At 60.4% G+C, this 18,441-nt stretch carries 16 protein-coding genes and 1 tRNA gene; 9 read left to right on the top strand and 8 right to left on the bottom strand.

Going from position 1 to position 18,441, the window contains the following annotated elements; genetic code table 11:
• From VGY55_09090 to VGY55_09070, 5 genes are all read right to left on the bottom strand, one after another.
• Positions 1 to 868: aldose 1-epimerase (locus tag VGY55_09090; GenBank protein HEV2970133.1), on the bottom strand; the 868-nt coding region annotated here is incomplete at its 3' end.
• Positions 869 to 2,112: 1,244 nt separating this feature from the next.
• Positions 2,113 to 2,754, bottom strand: a complete 642-nt coding sequence (locus tag VGY55_09085; protein HEV2970132.1) for a hypothetical protein — start codon at positions 2,752 to 2,754, stop codon at positions 2,113 to 2,115.
• A gap of 282 nt (positions 2,755 to 3,036) precedes the next feature.
• Positions 3,037 to 4,506: a hypothetical protein gene (locus VGY55_09080; protein HEV2970131.1), complete on the bottom strand. Its 1,470-nt coding sequence runs from the start codon at positions 4,504 to 4,506 to the stop codon at positions 3,037 to 3,039.
• Between the two features lie 104 nt (positions 4,507 to 4,610).
• Complete coding sequence (locus VGY55_09075) at positions 4,611 to 5,222, bottom strand: hypothetical protein (protein HEV2970130.1); 612 nt, start codon at positions 5,220 to 5,222, stop codon at positions 4,611 to 4,613.
• Complete coding sequence (locus VGY55_09070) at positions 5,219 to 5,482, bottom strand: hypothetical protein (protein HEV2970129.1); 264 nt, start codon at positions 5,480 to 5,482, stop codon at positions 5,219 to 5,221. Before VGY55_09070 ends, VGY55_09075 begins: the two co-directional genes overlap by 4 nt.
• Positions 5,483 to 5,651: 169 nt before the next feature.
• On the opposite strand from VGY55_09070, the gene VGY55_09065 reads away from it, so the two are divergent.
• Together VGY55_09065 and VGY55_09060 are read left to right on the top strand one after the other, a co-directional pair.
• The gene (locus tag VGY55_09065) at positions 5,652 to 6,095 is read left to right on the top strand and encodes a hypothetical protein (GenBank protein ID HEV2970128.1); all 444 of its coding nucleotides are present in this window, start codon (positions 5,652 to 5,654) and stop codon (positions 6,093 to 6,095) included.
• 445 nt (positions 6,096 to 6,540) lie between these two features.
• Complete coding sequence (locus tag VGY55_09060; protein HEV2970127.1) at positions 6,541 to 7,155, top strand: hypothetical protein; 615 nt, start codon at positions 6,541 to 6,543, stop codon at positions 7,153 to 7,155.
• 2 nt (positions 7,156 to 7,157) lie between these two features.
• On the opposite strand, the gene VGY55_09055 is transcribed toward VGY55_09060, so the two are convergent.
• Positions 7,158 to 8,156, bottom strand: a complete 999-nt coding sequence (locus VGY55_09055) for a hypothetical protein (protein ID HEV2970126.1) — start codon at positions 8,154 to 8,156, stop codon at positions 7,158 to 7,160.
• 137 nt (positions 8,157 to 8,293) lie between these two features.
• Here VGY55_09055 and VGY55_09050 point away from each other — a divergent pair, with 137 nt between their 5' ends.
• From VGY55_09050 to VGY55_09035, 4 genes are all read left to right on the top strand, one after another.
• Positions 8,294 to 9,394 (top strand): FAD:protein FMN transferase, encoded by a 1,101-nt coding sequence (locus tag VGY55_09050; GenBank protein HEV2970125.1) that lies wholly within the window; start codon positions 8,294 to 8,296, stop codon positions 9,392 to 9,394.
• Between the two features lie 54 nt (positions 9,395 to 9,448).
• A complete protein-coding gene (locus tag VGY55_09045; GenBank protein ID HEV2970124.1) occupies positions 9,449 to 10,111 on the top strand; it encodes a DedA family protein in 663 nt (220 codons plus the stop codon).
• Positions 10,112 to 10,541: 430 nt separating this feature from the next.
• Positions 10,542 to 10,682, top strand: a complete 141-nt coding sequence (locus VGY55_09040) for a hypothetical protein (protein ID HEV2970123.1) — start codon at positions 10,542 to 10,544, stop codon at positions 10,680 to 10,682.
• 100 nt (positions 10,683 to 10,782) lie between these two features.
• Positions 10,783 to 11,637 (top strand): hypothetical protein, encoded by an 855-nt coding sequence (locus VGY55_09035; protein ID HEV2970122.1) that lies wholly within the window; start codon positions 10,783 to 10,785, stop codon positions 11,635 to 11,637.
• A 39-nt stretch (positions 11,638 to 11,676) separates the two neighbouring features.
• Here the strand turns inward: VGY55_09035 and VGY55_09030 are convergent, their stop codons facing one another.
• Together VGY55_09030 and VGY55_09025 are read right to left on the bottom strand one after the other, a co-directional pair.
• Positions 11,677 to 12,777, bottom strand: a complete 1,101-nt coding sequence (locus tag VGY55_09030) for a hypothetical protein (protein ID HEV2970121.1) — start codon at positions 12,775 to 12,777, stop codon at positions 11,677 to 11,679.
• Between the two features lie 336 nt (positions 12,778 to 13,113).
• Positions 13,114 to 13,186 (bottom strand) — tRNA-Ala (locus VGY55_09025).
• Between the two features lie 180 nt (positions 13,187 to 13,366).
• Between VGY55_09025 and VGY55_09020 the strand changes: the two genes are divergently transcribed.
• From VGY55_09020 to VGY55_09010, 3 genes are all read left to right on the top strand, one after another.
• The gene (locus VGY55_09020; protein ID HEV2970120.1) at positions 13,367 to 14,488 is read left to right on the top strand and encodes a lysylphosphatidylglycerol synthase transmembrane domain-containing protein; all 1,122 of its coding nucleotides are present in this window, start codon (positions 13,367 to 13,369) and stop codon (positions 14,486 to 14,488) included.
• A gap of 121 nt (positions 14,489 to 14,609) precedes the next feature.
• Complete coding sequence (mfd, locus tag VGY55_09015) at positions 14,610 to 17,849, top strand: transcription-repair coupling factor (GenBank protein ID HEV2970119.1); 3,240 nt, start codon at positions 14,610 to 14,612, stop codon at positions 17,847 to 17,849.
• Between the two features lie 188 nt (positions 17,850 to 18,037).
• A partial coding sequence (locus tag VGY55_09010) for a hypothetical protein (GenBank protein ID HEV2970118.1) occupies positions 18,038 to 18,441 on the top strand: 404 nt, incomplete at its 3' end.

The raw sequence follows: 18,441 nt of genomic DNA, 5'->3' as shown, positions 1-18,441 counted from the left end.
AGAGCACGAGGTGGGTGAAATCGTCGCTCGCGTTGAGTGTGATCTTCAGCCGCGCCTGGCGGAAGTCGATTACCGCCGGTTTGTTTGATTGCATTCCGAAATAGACGTCGTCACTCAAGAAGCCCTCCAGCGATTTCGGTTGCCGCGCGTCCCAGTTGGAGCCGGTCAGATCGAGCAGTTTGCCCGTCGGCAGCAGCTTTTCCGATTCAATGAGGTTGGTCGCCGGGATCGTGATGTAGGTTTCGCTCCGCGGCCCTTGATAGAGAAAGTAGGGGTGGATCGCGAATCCGAACGGCACCGGCTTATGCCCGTTGCTGTTGTCGACCGTGTAGGTCCAACGCACGCCGTTGTCCAGCGCCTCGATCGCCAGCGATAGAGTGTGGGCGTTCGGAAATAGCTTGTAAAGGTCGCTGCCCGGCTCGAAGCGGAGCTTGAGAGGAATCTTCACCGAAATATGCCCGTCGATGATTTCGTTGCCATCTCTCTCCCAGCCGGCGCTATGGACGAGGCCATGAAGGAAGTTGCCGTTGTTGTTTGGCGGGAACTTGTATTCGCGGCCGCCGAACGTGAAGACACCGTCTCGGACCCGATTGGGCATCGGGTACAGCACTGGAACGCCAAAGTTGAATCCAGGCAGATCTTTGAGCGATTTGGGGGATTTGAGCAGTTCGGTCCCCTTATAGCTGATCGAAAAGACGTTAGCTCCCGCACTTGGAACGAGCCTGATCGCGGTATCCCCTTGCTTGATCGACAGTACACTCCAGCCGGTCGCTCGATCCCGCGCGTCCTCGATGTGCGATTCGCCGGCGCGTGCGGCAAACGGGAAGAGCAGCAACATCGAAAGCAGCAGAGTGGCACGGCGTTTCATGGGAGTTCTCGCCAGAGGGTGGATTTGGATGGGGAGGGGCAAACGGCCCGTATGCTGGCCCCGTGGTGAGAGTATCTTAGTTTCGCGAATAAGCCCGTGTAAAGCTGTCGACGAGCGCCCGTACGGCTTTCCGGCAAGTCGGTAGCGTCGCCGTCGGGAAAGGGGGGCTGCCCAGGGCGGTTCAACGCTCAGTCCGTTGCGCAAAAAGAAAGCCGGACCTCAATCGAGATCCGGCTTCAGAAGGTTTCGCAAGGTGAAGACTCAGGGCTGACCTCCACCCACCCGGAGTCAGCGACTGCCGGGCTTGAAACAGGCTCGGCGGCCTCCAACAGGTTGGAGGCCGCCGGCTGTTGGTTAACAGACTACTTGCCCGGGGCCGGCGGGGCCGGGGGGGCCGGGGCGGCAGCAGCCGGCGGAGCCGGAGCAGCCGGGGCGGCGCCAGCGCAACTCGGAGCGGCACCAGCGCAGCTCGGAGCAGCCGGAGCGGCACAGGCCGGGGCAGCAGCGCAGGCCGGAGCAGCAGCACCACAGCAGCCGCAGCAACCATCGCAGCCGCAGCAACGATGATGACGACGGTGATGGCAACCGCAGCAGCCACCACCACCACAACCACCACAGTCACACGAGCTATGGCAGCCGCAGCAGCCATGGCCCGCGAGAGCCTTGTTGGAACCGCCGATCAGGGCGATCCCGACGACCGCGAAAAAAATCGCGACCCCAAAAATCAATGTTCGATTCATCCTCGAATCCTCCAACTTACAGGTACTTGGCGTAACAAAGTTACAGTTCTACCGTCCACCCAAGTTTCTCACCCTTGCCTGGGACGGCCGCCAGGCGAGAGAGGGACCTCCTAGCTGTCTGTGCCTGGGCGTCCATCAGCAAAAATCGTGTCGCTTCCCTGTAAGCTCTACCGATTACGCAAACAGACGTAAATGCACAGACTAGGACGCTAGGTTATCATCCACCGACCCATTGTCAAGCGGCCGGAGAATAAATTGTATTGTCTCGGTTATATGGGAATACTGCGTGGTTTGTTACGCCAAATGTAGCCCATAATTCGGCAGCGCCTAGGGGCAAAAGCGCAAAAAAAAGACTCCGGAAGAATCCGGAGTCTTTGCCACACTGAATCTCAAGTCAATCGTGGTGAATGGTTTACATCAATGAACTCATGTCCCTGCCAGTTCTGGAAGTTCTAAATCTGACAATTTTGCTAGCAAGCGCATCTGGCGCAACGCAAGCACTCGTCACTTGGCGGATGACTCCCGATGAGCCGCTCGCCTCGCCTCCTTTTCCTCTTCTTCGGCACGGCGCTTCGCTTCTTGCTCGATTGCGGTCTTCGTGTTCATTAACTCCTTCACATTCTCATAATCGAAAGCGACCGGCGGTTGATCGGGAAACGGCCTCGTGATCATTCCGACGACCCGCCACCCGGGCTCCTCTTTCCGCATGACCCATATCACATCATGGCTGAAGCTCGCATCGCCATCGTGATCGGTCCACTTGCAGCCGACGTGCGCGGTGTTCTTTTCGGCAGAAAGATACTCCGTCTCGCCGACTTCAAAGGTCGCGTTCTGGTACGATTCGAGTTCGAAATTGATGTTTTGCGAGGTCGTCTCCGAGCGGGCTTTCTCGGTCATCAACTGCGATAGCTTCTTTTGGTCTCCGGAACGGGCGGCGTCCAAGAACCTTAGTACGACCTTGTCGGGCGCTTCCGCCTGATTATGGTCCGTTGCCGATTGTTCCTCGCGAACGCCCGACGAAAGACGGTCGACATCAGAGAGATGCTCGCCGTGCGCGTCGGCGTTGGCAGCCGGATCTGATTTGCTGCAGGCTGTGCCAATCGCCACGAGACTGCCCAAAACGGCCGCAAAACCCCAGCGTTCCATCGGTCGATCTCCCGTCCTTGGGTTCAATGATCCGGCGGCCCCACGCGGAGCGCACGCTCAATCGTCGACGCAGAACCTCGATCGAGATGAGCCGATCTAGGCACCGTGCGAGGTGGAAGTGTCGCAGGAACCGGCGTTTCGATCAAGAGAAGTTGCCGGTCATAAAACGGCGTTAAACGACGCGCTTGCCAACCGTTTGAAACTAACCGAGCCATCCGCTGCGCGACCCATTGTCCATTTGCTTGATCTGTTGCGGGCGGCCTGCCGCAACTCAACGGCCATTCACACGACGCCGACTCCGCGATCGAAAGCGTCTTGCTCCTTGCGGTAGACCGCAAGCTGGGCCTCGAACATCTCGCTCGAGATCTGCCACGACGGATTGTCGTCGGTGTGGGAATTGCAGTGCGCCACGAGCACGCGGTACATGAATTTGAACAGATGGCGGGGAACGCGCAGGCTGCGTAGGGCCTCCACGAGTCGCCGTTGGTTCACCGATTCATCAAACAGCTCGCCGAACGTCGGCTTCGCTCCCGGCTTGGCGCAAGCTTGCACCCGTGCAGTGGCCAGATCGTAGAGCGCCTCGCCGGTCCATTCGAGCGACGGGATCATGTTTTGCTTGTCGAGCCGAGCGCGTTGGAAAAAATCCTGTTGCTCGCGCTCGATGAACCGCGATAACTCGATTGGCAGAAGGAGCTTGAAGCCCATCCCAGGATGCTTGAGAAACTTGTTGTCAAGCATCGGCCAAAGCAGGGCCCTCATCCCTTCGGCCGAGCCGTTGATCAAATGCGGCTCGTCGACTCGATCGACGAGCACGATGATTCCCGAATAACCCAAACCCCGGAGAATCCCCTGAAACTTGATCAGCAGCTCATAGCGATCGTCGGTTCGCTGTTTGTTGGGCAACGGTTGGCCGGCAATCTCCGCCGCAGTGAAGTTCATCAGGATTTGGCGCAGCGAATTGAGGTGTAGGTTTCCGACCCGCACGCGACGAACAATTCCCAGCGATTGCCAAAGCCATTTCGACATCCGCCACAGCCGCGGTCCCCAGCCTACCAACGCCAAGAGGTATGGCCAAGGTTTCGTGAGCCATTCCCAATCGCCAAGCCCTACCACAAGTGCGAATATCGCGACCGTCACGGCGATACCCAGGGCCAGATCCCAATGGGCCCACCAGGTGCGGAAACGAAGTTTCCGCCGCAACCGATGCCAGCGTCCCTTTCGGGTGTCGCTGAGCGATTGGTCATAGCAGGCGGCTAAGAGCAACAAATCGCGGGCCTGATGCCTGTCGAGCAGCCAATCGGCGTCGGCCAATCGCTCGCGGCCGGCCAGGATTTCGTCGGTCAGCCGTGTCACACCGAGCGACAGAATCGCGTCCATGTGGTCCCAAAGTCGCCATTCCGCAAGCATTCGGTCGAGCCGTCGCCGCCGGCCCCCGAGCCGATCCTGAAATCGGTCGAGAAAAGGATTGAAGTCATCGTAGTCGATGACGAACAGCCGCTCTTTGGGATGAGAGCGATTGTAATTGGCCAAGTGCTGGGCAATTTGCAGCCGCAAGGCCGTTTTGCCCGAACCTTTCTCGCCAAACACGACCGAGGTGGCCGGCTCGGCCGGATCGCCGTAAATCTTGTCCCACGCCGGGTGGTACATGCTGGCGATGCAGTGTTCCTTGAACACTGGGTCGGTCTGCGCGTCTTCTTCCGCAAAGGGATTCGCCGCGATACCGTGATGATCGAGAAACTGCTGAATCTTCAAAGGTGCTGGGGGCTAGGGAAAATGGGCGAGGGACAAGTGGAGTGAACGGATGCGACGCACACAACGACCGTTCACACACGAAAATGCATCGGATTGAAACTAGGTTATTTCGTTTGAAGACCCGCGATCATTTTATGGAACTCTTCGGCGTGGTCACTGACCGTCTGCCGGGGACCGTAGAACTTGATGAAATAGTTCCCAAGCGTCGGTGAGGCGATCACTGCTGCGAGCATTCGGTAGTTCGGTCGTTCAACGGCGCCGCCGTTGGGGTCGAACGGGCGCGGCATGTCGCGGAACGTGCCCGACAGATCGATCATTTGGACATCGAGGCCGGAGATCGTCTTCTTGCGGTCCGCTTCCGGAGCTTGGTTCTTAGTTTCCGAACCATCGGGCTGCGAGAATTGAGCGATCCAGCGATCAAGATTGGCCTCGACGGTTCCGCCGGCACCCATCACGGTGACGCGGCCGTCCTCCTTGTCTCCCTTCGAAACTGGAACGGCGAATTCATGCTCGATGATTCGCACGCGCGGGGTTTTGCGCGCCCAGCTCTGGGGAGCGGTGAGGAGGATTTTTCCGTCGGCCAGATCGATCGTCGGATTCGGCTTGGGATCGGCTTTGTCGTCGGCCGTGACGGATTTTGAGGCGGCGCCGAAGATAAATGCGGCCGCAACCACGACGCACAACGCCCGGGTCGCACTTTGACTATGGAAATTCACAGGATTCCTCCGATTTCTCGTGTCTTGAGTTCCGTCGATCCCACGCGGGCCTCGATCGCGGCGGAATCTCGAACCGCCGATTCGTTGCCCCTCTGATTCTGTACGATCAAAAAAAGCACGATCGCCAATACGATGCAGATCAGGATCAACACGATGCCGATAATCAATCGCAGATTGTTGTCCGGACGCGCCTTCGGTTTCGGCCGATGAAGCGTCATCGGTTGGCTCTCGACGATCGCGTCAACCCAATCATCATCCATTGGCGGAGCCGGCTCCGTTGGAGCAGGCGTCTTAGGCGCGCCCGGAATCGCCGGACCAACGGCCGCTAGCTTTGCAAACACGGCGGATGCTCGCTTCCATTCAGGCCACCCCTCGCGCCAGACAAGATAGTCCGGACCAATGCGGCGCTCGTCCAACCACTGCCGCACCATGTCACCACGCGCCGGACCGAATTGTCCACCGGCACTCGTCCGCACGTACCAAACTGCGCTGGGGGCTTCGGCCAATGGATCGGCCTGCGTTGGCGCCGTCGTTGGCACGACAACTTGCGGTGCCGTCGGCTTGATTGCAACCGCCGCCGCCCCAGTGGCTGAAGCTGCGGGGCTGGTTGCCGGCGAGGGCGCGGCGCCATGGCTCGGCTCGATCGTCGGAGAGGCAATCACGGTCGAAGAAACAACCGGAGCCAACGGCGATTGTGGAGCGCTCGGCGTCGCCACCACCGTTTTTGCGGCGATGGGCGAAGAGACAAATGCTTTTGTCGCCGCCGCCGCGGCAGATTTGTCGATGCTGGCGGCCGCGACGGCGCTCGCAGTTGGGGGCGGCGGCGCTTTTGCAACCGATTCAAACGGGATTTCGAATTTCGCGCCGCAATGAGGGCAGATGCCGCGCTTGCCGGCCAGGAACGACTTTACGTTCAGCTTATGGCCGCCGGGACAAAGAAACCGAATCCCCATCTTCCCACCAATCTGCGGCTACCCGTTCAGTTTTCAACGCAAACCACAAAGGGAGGTTCCGATTGTGCGGCACGTGCTGCGCACCACGTGCCAGCATACGTAACCCATTATACTGCCTTTGGATTGACCAGAAAGCCACGACCTATAACAATGAGTTGAATCAGCGATGGAAAACGTCGCCAACGGCAGGTCTTTTCACGCATTTCGCTTGCTGTCGACCTTGATCCAAGTTAAGGTTGGAGCATGGAACGGTTTGACAGTCCGCTCCGAATTTTCGACAAAGTTTGTAGTTGAAGACGATCGCGAGCGGTTCGATTCGCGTGATACGACAAGCTGCGGATTTGCGCACACTCGGGAACCAACGGATGGAAGACGAACAGCGCCAAGGGCCGATTGAAATCGCCTTCGTCGGCGATCTGACCGACAACGAAGCCGATCTGACCGACAAGCTGCTCTCGATCGAGCCCGGCGGCGAATGCACCCTGTATTTCGACTCCCCCGGCGGCAGTCCGTATTGCGCCATGTCGATGGTTTCGATCATGTTGCTCAGGCGGATTCGAGCGACGGGAATCGTCACCGGGGAATGTTCCTCGGCCGCACTGTGGCCCTTTGCGGCCTGCAAACGGCGGCTCGTCACGCCGTTTAGCATCCTGCTGTTCCATCCAATGAAATGGCAGAGCGAAGAGCATGTCGGCCTGGCGGAAGCAGCCGAATGGGCGCGCCACTTTGGCACGCTCGAAGGGGAGATGGACCACCTGCTGGGCGAGCTGTTCGGCGTCGCCGACAGCGAGGTTAACGCCTGGATCGCTGCGGGACGTTACGTCTCGGGCCGCGAACTGGCGGCAGCGAATCTGGCCGAGCTGATCGACGTGAAGACGTTCCACGTGCCCGGCGCCAACGGCATGCTGCCGATGGTCAAATCGACCAGCGGCAAGCGTCTAGCCGCCGCCCCCAGCCGTAAGCGCCGTGAGCGAGAGTAGTCTTATTGCCGGAAGCTGCCGTGGCAGTTGCTGCAGGCTTTGGCGAGTTCGCCGGCGGCGAGGCGGGCTTGGTCGAAGTTTTTCACCCTTGCCGCTTCGGCGATCTCGAGCGCATGCTTCTGCAAGTCGCGGGCGAAGCCTTTGTAATTGCCATCATCGGTGAATTCGAATCCGTCGCGTTGGATCACCTCCGCCAGCACTGCGACGATCTGAGCTTCCCGAGAGATGCCGTCGAGGTTCTTGGCGAAGTCTCCCGGATTCGCCGTCCAAACTGCGAGGCGATTTTGCTGGGCCAGCTCCAACCGACTCATCAATGGCGGGCGGTTCGCCACTTTGGGCCACTCGATCTTTGGTTCCGGATTCGCAGATGCAGGCAATGACTCGCCGCGGATCAAGGCCGCCAGATCGTCGGCACGGGCCTTCGATTCGCTGAAGGTTTGATCGGTGGCGGCTTTGCAGTTAAACCCGGCGCGGGCGAACAGGTCGCGGGCCACCGCCGCCTGGTTCTTCCAACGCACTTCCCCGTCGTATTCGGCGATCACCGCGAACGCCACGGCCAGCATGCTGAAATCTCGTCGGGCCCGTTTGAAGCCGCCCCCTTTGAAGTCGCTCGGGCTCTTGACATCCGCTTTCACGAGACTTGGATACGACTTGATTTCATCGACGAGCGACTCAGGAGCGATCAGCTTCGACCAGGCGAAGTCGCCGGTCGCGAGCGGTATCGCGGAGTCGGCCGTATTGCCCGCTGCACCGCCGTCGTCGGTATGCGACTTGTTAGTGGCGGCTCCGGAAGTATTGCCGAAAGCAGGTCGTTCTCCTTCGAGCGTCGCCCGAGGGTCGGGAAAGAATTTGTCGAGCGTGCTTTGGTTCCACTTAGGGGGCAACGCTCGGCGTTTGCCGGAATCCGCCGGTCCTTCGGCCGCGAGCCAGTGCTCGCCGACCATCGTCGCCGTGATCAAGAGGGCCAGCGCGGCGCGGCAGAGATTTCTGCGGATTGACATGGGATTCTTGAGTTGCATCACTCGGCGCGGCCATCCCGTCGCAAGCGACGGGGCTAACCACCGCCTACTGCCTACTGGCGACTTCCAATTATCTGCTGCCGACGCGGGGCCATCAAGCGGGATATAATGTTTCTGCCATGCCACCGCAGCGAAAGAGCAGCCGACGAGCGTTCTTGCAAGGCCGTGCCGCCGCCGAGGCGCTGGACGGCGCGGCACAATCGCTGCCGACCGGTCCCGCCGCCGAGGTTTCTCGATCGTCAGTCGCCGCACAGCAGACGTTTCTTCTTCGCGTCGGCCGTCGAGCGATGGCCTGCGAGTTCGAGGTGTTGCTCAACGCCGGTCAGTATGCCGATGGGACCGAATTGGCCGTCGCGGCCCTCGATCTGGTCGATCGGCTCGAGGACCAGCTCACGGTCTTTCGCGAGCATAGCGAGGTAAGCCGCTTGAATCGTGCGGCGTTCGAACGCGAAGCGGAGGTCGAGCCAAGGCTATTCGAATTGCTCCGTTTTGCACATAAACTCCATCGCCGCACTGAGGGGGCGTACGACATCACTAGCGGGCCGCTCTCGAAGGTCTGGGGGTTCTACCGCCGCGCCGGCCAGATGCCGAGCGACGAAGAACTTGCTCCCGCGTTGACGCGCGTGGGGAGCCAGCATTTGGCCTTCGACGACGAGCGAAGAACGTTCCGCTTCCTGAAATGTGGAATTGAAATCAATCTCGGCAGCATTGGCAAAGGTTACGCGCTCGACCGCTGCGGCGAATTGCTCGAAGCTCGGGGAGTCTCGGATTTCATGTTGCACGGCGGACAGAGCAGTCTGTTGGCCCGCGGCTCGCATGGGATGATGGCCGGCGAAGGCTGGTGGGTCGGGCTGCGCGATCCGCTGCGGCCTGCGGAACGGCTGGGAGAGATTCGCCTGCGAAATCGAGCGCTCGGGACATCGGGATCGGGCAAGCAGTTCTTCTATCACGAGGGGCGCCGGTACGGGCACATTCTCGATCCTCGCACCGGTCACCCGGCCGAAGGCATGCTCTCGACGACGGTGCTGGCCCCGACGGCCGCTGAGGCGGATGCCCTCTCCACGGCGTTTTTCGTCATGGGAATTGAGCCAGCTCTTGAGTATTGCCGCACGCATCAGGGATTGGGGGCGGTGCTTGTCGTGCCCGGCGCGAAAGTCGGATCGGTCGATATCCGCGTGTTCGGATTGCCTGAAACCGATTGGAAATTACTGCGGGAGTAATAGAATAGCGGGCTTCGCGTCTCGACGCTCAAAACTCAATCGGCGATCCACCCGATGTTTCAGGATCCGGCAAGTTATGGCTATTTGGGGATCACGGTGTTCTTGATCCTCACCGGCTGCGGGCTGCCGCTTCCCGAGGAGGTGGCGATCATCGCCGCAGGGGTCGCCGCGGCTCGGGGAGTGCTCGACCCGTGGGGAGCGCTTGCCGCTTGCTTGGTTGGCGCGATCGCGGGCGACAGCGCGATGTATCTGATCGGCCGGCGATTTGGGGCTGGCATCCTCGAAAGGCACCCCTATTGGGCGCGCTTGTTCAACGCCAATCGCGAGAAACAAATCGAACGATTGCTCAAGAAGCACGGGGCGAAAATGATCCTGCTGACCCGATTTCTAGTCGGCTTGCGGTCGCCCGTCTATTTTGCCGCCGGCGTGTTGCGAGTCCCGTATCTGCGGTTTCTGATCACCGACATCTGCTGCGCAATATCCGTGATTAGCCTGTTTTTCGGTTTGACTTATTTCTACGGCAAGCAGATTTGGAATGGGATTCGTCATGTCGAGGTCGTGATCACGGTCGCGGTGGTGTCGGCGATCGTCGCGGCAATCGTGATTTTCTGGATCAATCGGCGCGGCAAGGCCATGATTCAGGAAGAGAGCAGTGGCGAAAACCCAGACGTGCCGGCAAAGGCTCAAAAGTCGGAAGTGGGCAGTCAAAATGAGTGAATCGCGCTCCGCTTGCAAGCGCCGCGAGCCATCTCAAAACTTGCTGGCAGCCGCCTGTGCTGCGCGCGCGGGCTGGCCATGCTGCGAATCTGCGCAATGCTATTATCCGACAATCGCTGCCGAAATGATCGAGAAATGGGCCAAATATCTGGCATGGCAATGACTTCGCGCACATTTCTGTAGGCCCGTTTTGGCGGCTTTGGTATAATCATTGCTAGGAACACGAGACTCATCGCCCTAACAAGCGTTAGCTGGGAGACATCCAGAACCGATTCTCTCCGATTGATGCGAAGCGGTTTGCCAAGATCACGGAATCGGCCTTGGAGAATTGTTTCGAGCTGATCGCTTTTAAGCGTCCCATCCCGCGACCGCGGATTCCGCAGGCGACCCGGCGGACGCGGAACAGCTTTTGTCGTAACGTGGTCGCTCGATGGCCGAATCGCACCGGTTTGCTTTACTCGGCGCGAATGCGGCGGTAAAGGAGGATGTCAGTTATGCGATCGGCGATGCGCGCTCTCGTCTGGTGCGGCTTTTGTTTGGTCGTGACTTCTTCGATCGCCGAGGACGCTAATCCTCGCGAGCGGCTTCCGAATCTCTCACAACGGCCAGAATTGCAATCGGTCCGTTTCTTTGTATGTGGCGGACGGCTTCAAGCATTTGCCAACGAGGCAATGGTCGAACGGGAAACGTCATCGGATTTGGGCGCCAGCCGGCGCGAGAAGCTGCAGCTTAGCACCAACGCCGATCAGGACGCCACGATTCAGTACGAACTCGCTGCCGGCGGAGAGCAACTGACGGTCGAGGTGCTCGAAGGCCAGCAATTTACGATTGCCCTCCGACCGACGCCAGACGCCAAGACGGGGCCAGCAATTGAATTCTGCCAGCCGAAGGATGGAATGCTCACGCTGAGCGTCAGCGACCGCGGGTTGATTCGCCAGCTCAAGGGACCCTCGTTGTGGCACCTCCTGCTGGCGGAACCCGAATTGTGCCGCCGGCACCTTCTGCCGCTATTGGCGATGTTCCGGCCCGATTGGCGGTTGGCGGAGACGGCCCAATCGATTGAAGCCCAGATGTTGCGCACGGCAGCCGAATATCGGCCCGAGAACCTGCAAAGCTGGGGAGCACTCGTGGCGGATCTGGCGAGCGACCATTTCGCCGATCGGCAACGGGCGGAGCGGGAATTGCGGGCCGCCGCGCCGACGGTGATCCCGTATTTGCGCAGCCTCGATCATCGCCGGCTGGATTTCGAGCAATGGTCGAGAGTTCAACAACTCGTCAATCCAGCGGACACCGATGACGAGGACCGATCCGACGCAGTCGCGAACGAATTGATGTCGGATCATCGCGCGTGGCTAATCCTGCTCGACCGAGCGGATTTGGGTAGTCGGCAAGCTGCGGCTGGGCAACTGAGCTTTCTGTTTGGCGAGTCGATCCAATTCGACCCGACCGCCGCGGAAAATGTTCGCCGCCGCCAGTTGGAATCGTTGCAGAGGCGCGTTGAGCGCGAGTCGCCGGCTGAAGAATGACGCAAAACCGACGCTGCTAGCGCAGGTATGCGATCCGCCTCAGGACGCGTGAGCTGGCAATGTCGCCGCGTTCGATTCGACTGCAATTGCGCGCCGCCATAGCGTCGTCAGCGCGCTCGGAGCTTGCGCGATGCCAAGGCACAACAGCGGCGCAACCAGCGCGCCCCAATACTGATTAAACGGTTGTCCAATCGCCGCGAACAGCGCCAAATACATGCTCGCAGCCAAGGCCGCACGTGCACCCCAGGGGGCCGTCCAGCCGGCGAAGCCTAACAGGGCCATCGCCAGAAAGATCGCCGTGATCCATTGCGGGAGCAGGAGCAAAAACGCATTCATTTGCGCGAGCGAAATCACGAATGGGGCGCCGCCGAGGCAGAGCCAACCCTCAGCATGTGCATGCGCATCGGGCGCGATCCGCGGCAGCACTTGCGCAATATGGGCGGCATATCCAAGCGCGTAAACCGCCGCTCCAATAAGCCAAACACAAGCCTCTCTTCGCCGTCGCTCGCGAATGGCCAGCACGAAACACAGCCCACAGTAGGGCGCGGCAAGTTCGCGGAATAAGAGCGCGAGGATACCGGCCGCGACGCCCCAAGCCGGGCGGTTGGCGCCATAAGCGAGCACTGAAAGTAAAATGAGCGCGCCGGCCCAAAGTTCGTGCATGACGAAGAGATTGTCAAGAAAGCAGGGCAACAGCGCGCCAGCCATCCACGAACCGCACACTAGGCCGCATCGCACGCCTTGGTCGCGCGCGACGAACTGAGTGGCCACCAGAATGCCGCCAAGCGCCAGCACGCCAAGCGCCCACCTGCCGATTTGCGGGTCGGGCAAGATGCCCAAAAGCCACACCGGCAACGGCGGCCGCCAATTGAAAACACTGCGAGTGGGATACCCGCGCGTCGTGAGTTCCTTCGCGGCCGCGTCGTAATACCCTTCGCCCCCTTGAATCCGCGCGACCTCCGCCTTGTACAATTCGATATCGCTAACCCCGCGGCTCGGCGCATCGGCAAACCCGCTGGCCAGCGGCGAGAGCGAGATGGCGACAAAAAACAGCGTCACCGCCGCCACAACCGCCAGCACCACTCGCGCCTGCCGCGGCGTGAGCCGTTCAAAGCCAGTCGCCGCGCTCGCCGCTTGCATGTCCAGTCCCACGCTTGAGAATGTTCCACCATCGCAAGCGTAGCTTATGGATCTGGGCGGATGCCTCGAACTTTTAACTCCCCGTCTTGCTCTTAATCCTCTTCCCAATCGTAATTCTACTCTTCATCTTACTCGCCCTCCGCTGCAACACGCATGTCGCTCGAGCCGAAAGGTGGTAGGCGGCGCGGCGGAAAGGGCGGCAGTAAGATTTGGAACGTGACTCAGACGAGGAGTAGGAGCAAGAATAGGATTTCGGTCGGGCGACGCGTGTCTGGCGGCAATTAAAAAGGGGCGCGACTCGTCTCCAAACGACTCGCGCCCCTCTTCGTTAGCGAATGGAGGATAGGGGATTTGAACCCCTGACCTTCTGGCTGCCAGCCAGACGCTCTCCCAATTGAGCTAATCCCCCCGATAAATTCGTGCTTGGTCAAATCGGCTGCGAGTGCTAGATTTGACATGCCGAGCATGATTGCGCTCAGCTTCCGTCACGGATTCGCCTCACGCTGGCGCGAATAGAAGAAGCTATCACGGTCGTCGCAGGCTGTCAAGAACGGCTGAAGCCCGGCCGACGCTAGCGTGCGTTTCGCGGATGCCAAACGGACTCCAGAGCGAAGGCCGCAATTCATCTCAGACCGACAACCCCACTTTGACACGCACCGCCAAAACGCTCGCCGTTCAATTGCTTAAGTGGGGCGTCCCGTTGGCGATTCTCGGGTATCTGAGCGTCAAAATATACAAGGACGATAGCTTCCCAAAATTCTGGAACAGTCCAAAGCAGTGGGATTTGCTGGCGGCCGCGCTCGGACTTACGCTCACGGCCGTGACGCTCACGATCGTGCGCTGGCATTGGCTGATTCGAGCGTTGGGGCTGCCATTCCGCCTGCGGGAGGCGCTGCGGTTGGGTTTTCTCGGCTACCTGCTGAATTTTATCTCGTTCGGAGCTGTCGGCGGAGATTTATTCAAGGCGGTCTTTGTCGCCCGCGACCTGCATGGTCACCGCGCGGAAGCCGTAGCAACGGTCGTGGTGGATCGGCTCATCGGCTTGTTCGGCGTTTTTCTCTTGGCTACAGGTTCGATCCTAGCAAGCGGCGCCTGGGTGACCGAATCGAGCGAAACGATGCGGATGATCTATCGAGCCACATTCACGTGCACGGCCGCCGGGGGATTCGCGGCCGCCGCGCTCATGCTGCTGCCCGATTCCCTGTGGCATCGAATCGAGCGCTGGCTGGCTCGAATTCCGAGAATCGGTCCGATCTGCGAGCGGCTGATCGCCGCTGTCCGCCGATTTCGCAGCAAGGTTTGGGTGATGGCGCTCGCGCTGGGCGTTACCGTTTTCGCCCAATGGCTATTCGCGGTCGCGTTCTACCTTGTCTCGGCGGGGCTGATCGAAAACCATCCCTCGCTGACCGCGCACATGATCATTGTGCCGCTGGCGACGATTGTGAACGTGATTCCATTGCCGTTGAATGGACTGGGCGCCGTCGAAGCGGCTTACGAGTTCCTCTATCGAAACGTGCCGCAAGCGATCGGAGGAGTTGGCGTCGGGGGCGTGGGGGCACTGGTCTCGTTGGCGTATCGAATCGTCATGCTCGTCGTCGCTTTCGTCGGAGTCTGCTATTATTTGGCCAGCCGACGCGAGGTGGCTGAGGTGATGCACGAAGTCGAAGTCGAAGCCGAGCAGGGCCACAGCCTTCTTGATCCTGCGGAATAGTGCGTAGCGGACGTTGCTAGCGTCCGCACCGACGCTGGCAGCGTCGGCCACGAGCGGTATACGGGGTCATGCACTCTTTGGCGGATGGATACAATCGATAGAGATACTTTTTTGAAGGAGCATGGCAGCATCGCCGACGGAAAATGACGTCGCCGGCCGGCTGCTCGAACTGGCCGACGCATTGCACGACGAGCCGGGTTTCGCGGAGGTCGTGGCCAGCCTCAAAGCAGGCCACGGAGCCACTTTGGGCGGAATCTGGGGCTCGAGCTGCGCGCTGTCGGCGGCGGCGCTTGAAGCGGACGCTCCCGAATTGCTGGTGGTCGTTTGTCCGCGCCCGGCGGACATCGACACGCTCTACGATGATCTGGCGCTCTTCACGACGACTCTGACCGAACGGCTGCCGGCATGGGAAACGGCCGCGGCGGAGCACGCGATCGACGACCAGATTCACGGCGATCGCCTTCGCGTGCTCAAGCTGCTTGCCGGCGATTCGGCCGAGCGCCCTCGACTGCTCGTCACGAGCATTCAAAGTCTGTTGCAACCGGTCCCATCGCGCAAGCTGCTCGCGGCCCAAACGCGGCGAATCACCGTCGGCGAATCGGTCACCGTGGCGGAGTTGCTCGGTTGGTTCACCGCCAGCGGCTTTCAAAACACGCCGGCGGTGCAGCTTCCCGGCGAGTTTTCGCTGCGCGGAGGAATCGTCGATGTGTTCGCTCCCGATTGGGACGAACCGGCGCGGATCGAATTCTTCGGCGACCAGGTGGAATCGATTCGCCAGTTTGAGGTCTCCAGTCAGCGCAGCCTCAAATCGCTCGACTCACTCGAAATCACGATCCTCAAGCCGAGCGCCGAGCACCGCGATCAACTCACAAGCCATCTCCCCGCGCGATCCTGGATTCTGCTCGTAGAGCCGGATGAAATTCAGGAGGAAGCCAAAAACTATCTGCGCCGCGCCGAGCGTCCGCAAGATTTCCACGCGACAACCGACGTGCTCAAAGAAATCTATCGCTTTCCGTCGGTTACGGCGGCGGCCGTCTCCGGCGGCACGTTCGAAGCCACTTGCCAGTTGCGAATCGAGAGCGTTGAACGGTTTTCCGGTGACATCGGCAAGGTCCGGGACGAGCTGGATTCTGCGGGCGGCGGACATGAGGTGATCATCGTCTGCCAGACGGAAGCCGAGATCGAACGGTTGCGAGAAATCTTCGGCGCGACGCGGCTAGCGGCCGACGGCCGCCTCGGGTTCGTCGTGGGGCGATTGCAAGCCGGCTTCCGGCTCGTTTCGCGGAGGCTGGTGCTGGTAAGCGGCGGCGAACTGTTTCATCGCAGCGAGTTGAATCGCCCTTCTCAGCGGCGGCTGAGCCGAGTCGTCGATAGCTTTCTCGATCTGCGCGAGGGGGATTTCATCGTTCATCTGGCGCACGGCATCGGCAAGTATCGCGGTCTGAAGCTGCTGGAGAAAGACGATCAGGTCGAGGAGCATCTGGAACTCGAATTCCACGGCGGGACGAAGATTTACGTTCCGGCGGCGAACATCGAGCTGGTGCAGAAATATGTCGGCGGGAGCAAGTCGCGACCGAGCCTGGCTCGAATCGGCGGCAAGCTGTGGGTCAAGCAAAAAGAGGCGGCCAGCGCGGCCGTGACCGATCTGGCGGCTGACATGCTGCGGATGCAGGCGGTTCGCTCGTCGCGGCCGGGGATTCGTTTTCCCCTGGATACACAGTGGCAACAGGAGTTCGACGCCGCTTTTCCGTATCGCGAGACGACCGATCAGCTAAGCGCTATCGCGGCGATCAAGCGCGACATGCACCTTGCCCGGCCCATGGACCGGCTGCTCTGCGGCGACGTCGGCTACGGCAAGACCGAGGTGGCGATGCGGGCGGCGTTCAAGGCGATCGAGTCCGGCTTTCAGGTTGCCGTGCTGGTGCCGACCACGATCCTCTGCGAGCAGCACCGCCGCACGTTCACCGAACGGATGGCCGAGTTTCCTTTTCAGATCGCCGCCCTCAGCCGATTCTGCACGGGCAAAGAGCAATCGGGGATCATCAAAGGACTCAAATCGGGATCGATCGACGTGGTGATTGGCACGCATCGGCTCGCTCAGGCCGACGTGGCGTTCGCGAATCTTGGCCTGGTGGTCATCGACGAAGAGCAGCGATTCGGCGTTGAGGTCAAGGAGCGCCTGAAGGCGCTGCGGGAGACGATCGACGTGCTCACCATGACCGCCACGCCGATCCCGCGCACGCTTCACATGTCGCTTTTGGGACTGCGCGACATCTCAAACCTCGAAACGCCTCCCGAGGACCGTCTGGCGGTCGAGACGCGCGTGACACGATTCGACGAGGAGCTAATCCGCCACGCCGTGCTTCGCGAGCTGAATCGCAACGGGCAGATCTTCTTCGTCCACAACCGAATCAACGACATCCATCTGGTCGCGGCCAAATTGCAGCGCATCGTTCCCGAGACCCGCGTCCGTATCGGTCACGGTCAAATGCCTGAGGGGGAATTGGAAGAGGTGATGCTGGAGTTCGTGGACCACCAGTTCGATCTGTTGCTGGCGACGACGATTGTCGAGAGTGGGCTGGATATCCCGAACGCCAATACGATTTTCATCGACGAAGCCGATCGCTACGGGCTGGCCGATTTGCATCAATTGCGCGGCCGCGTTGGGCGCTATAAGCATCGCGCCTATTGTTATCTGCTGCTCGATCCCAATAAGTACATTTCGGGGACTTCCGTGCGACGGCTGCGGGCGATCGAGGAATTTAGCGACATGGGGGCCGGTTTCGCGATCGCCATGCGCGATCTCGAAATCCGCGGCGCGGGAAATATCCTGGGAACTCAGCAAAGCGGACACATCGCGGTCGTCGGCTACGAGTTGTATTGCCAATTGCTCGAGCAGGCGGTTCGCCGGTTGCAACAGATGGCGCCAAAGAAGGTACTCGAGGTACACGTCGATCTGCCGGGCGAGGCGTTCATCCCGCCGGCTTACGTGCCCGACATGCGGTTGAAGATCGATCTCTATCGCCGGCTGGCGCGGGTCGCCGCGACCGATGAATTGGCCGATCTCACAGCCGAAATGATCGATCGATTCGGACCTTGGCCGGCGGCGGTCGGGCGGTTGATCGAGCAGGCCGAATTGCGCATCACGGCGGCAGACTGGCAAATCGAGGCGATCCGCCGCGAGGAGGGGTTCGTGGTGTTCGACTATCGAAGTCGCCGCCGAATCGAGGAACTGGCCAAATCGAAGCCAGGGCGGCTGCGGATCGTCGATGATCGCAGCGCCTATCTACCTCTGGACAAGGGGGTTGGAGACTTCGAGCGGCTGGCGGCGACCATCAAATCGGTGTTGCAGCCGAACTGAAGCCCTTCTATACTTCCGCCCCCGCGGAAGGTGCGCAATGCAGGGCACCTTCCGCGGCAGGTCGCTCGTCTCGTCGCAATGCTTTTCGCGCGCTGCTACGCTTGCCCATTCAATTCATACTAAGGCGCCCATCCCGTCGCAAGCGACGGGGCTAACGGGGCCGAACTCTGACATCGGACGTCTCGCCCGTGCCACGCGCTCATTATCCAACCATCTTCGGCTTAACGCTGGTGCTGGTGGGAGCGATCCTGCTCCAGCCTGGAACCGCGCAGCAAGTTTTGAATCCCGCCAGTCAGGTGCGCGGACAAGCGCCCGACCCGGCCATCGATCAAGGAATCAATCCCGGCATCGATCCGCGAGTCGCCCGGCAGTTCGATAACATTCCCCAAGCGCCGACTCAGCCGATGCCGGTGCGTCAGCCGGTGAATTGGGCCGGCGGGCCGGGGCCCCAGCAAGGGCCGGATGCCAATTCGAACCGGCCCTTCACGCCACCCGCCGGCAGCCCACCGGCGCAGCGGCTGGACAATGCGCTCATCATCGCGCGCGTGGGGGCCGATGTCGTTCTGGCTTCTGACCTAGTCGGTCAATACGG

Source organism: Pirellulales bacterium (genome assembly GCA_035939775.1).
Lineage (GTDB): Bacteria > Planctomycetota > Planctomycetia > Pirellulales > DATAWG01 > DASZFO01.
The sequence above is the reverse complement of the archived record's forward strand: the minus strand, read 5'-3'. Positions and strand labels throughout refer to the sequence as shown.

Coding starts and splice junctions, on each gene's coding strand:
- VGY55_09085 (HEV2970132.1), bottom strand. CDS start 2,754: ATGGAACGCTGGGGTTTTGCGGCCGTTTTGGGCAGTCTCGTGGCGATT.
- VGY55_09070 (HEV2970129.1), bottom strand. CDS start 5,482: ATGGATGATGATTGGGTTGACGCGATCGTCGAGAGCCAACCGATGACG.
- VGY55_09065 (HEV2970128.1), top strand. CDS start 5,652: ATGTCACCACGCGCCGGACCGAATTGTCCACCGGCACTCGTCCGCACG.
- VGY55_09060 (HEV2970127.1), top strand. CDS start 6,541: ATGGAAGACGAACAGCGCCAAGGGCCGATTGAAATCGCCTTCGTCGGC.
- VGY55_09055 (HEV2970126.1), bottom strand. CDS start 8,156: ATGTCAATCCGCAGAAATCTCTGCCGCGCCGCGCTGGCCCTCTTGATC.
- VGY55_09050 (HEV2970125.1), top strand. CDS start 8,294: ATGCCACCGCAGCGAAAGAGCAGCCGACGAGCGTTCTTGCAAGGCCGT.
- VGY55_09045 (HEV2970124.1), top strand. CDS start 9,449: ATGTTTCAGGATCCGGCAAGTTATGGCTATTTGGGGATCACGGTGTTC.
- VGY55_09040 (HEV2970123.1), top strand. CDS start 10,542: ATGGCCGAATCGCACCGGTTTGCTTTACTCGGCGCGAATGCGGCGGTA.
- VGY55_09035 (HEV2970122.1), top strand. CDS start 10,783: ATGGTCGAACGGGAAACGTCATCGGATTTGGGCGCCAGCCGGCGCGAG.
- VGY55_09030 (HEV2970121.1), bottom strand. CDS start 12,777: ATGCAAGCGGCGAGCGCGGCGACTGGCTTTGAACGGCTCACGCCGCGG.
- VGY55_09020 (HEV2970120.1), top strand. CDS start 13,367: ATGCCAAACGGACTCCAGAGCGAAGGCCGCAATTCATCTCAGACCGAC.
- mfd (HEV2970119.1), top strand. CDS start 14,610: ATGGCAGCATCGCCGACGGAAAATGACGTCGCCGGCCGGCTGCTCGAA.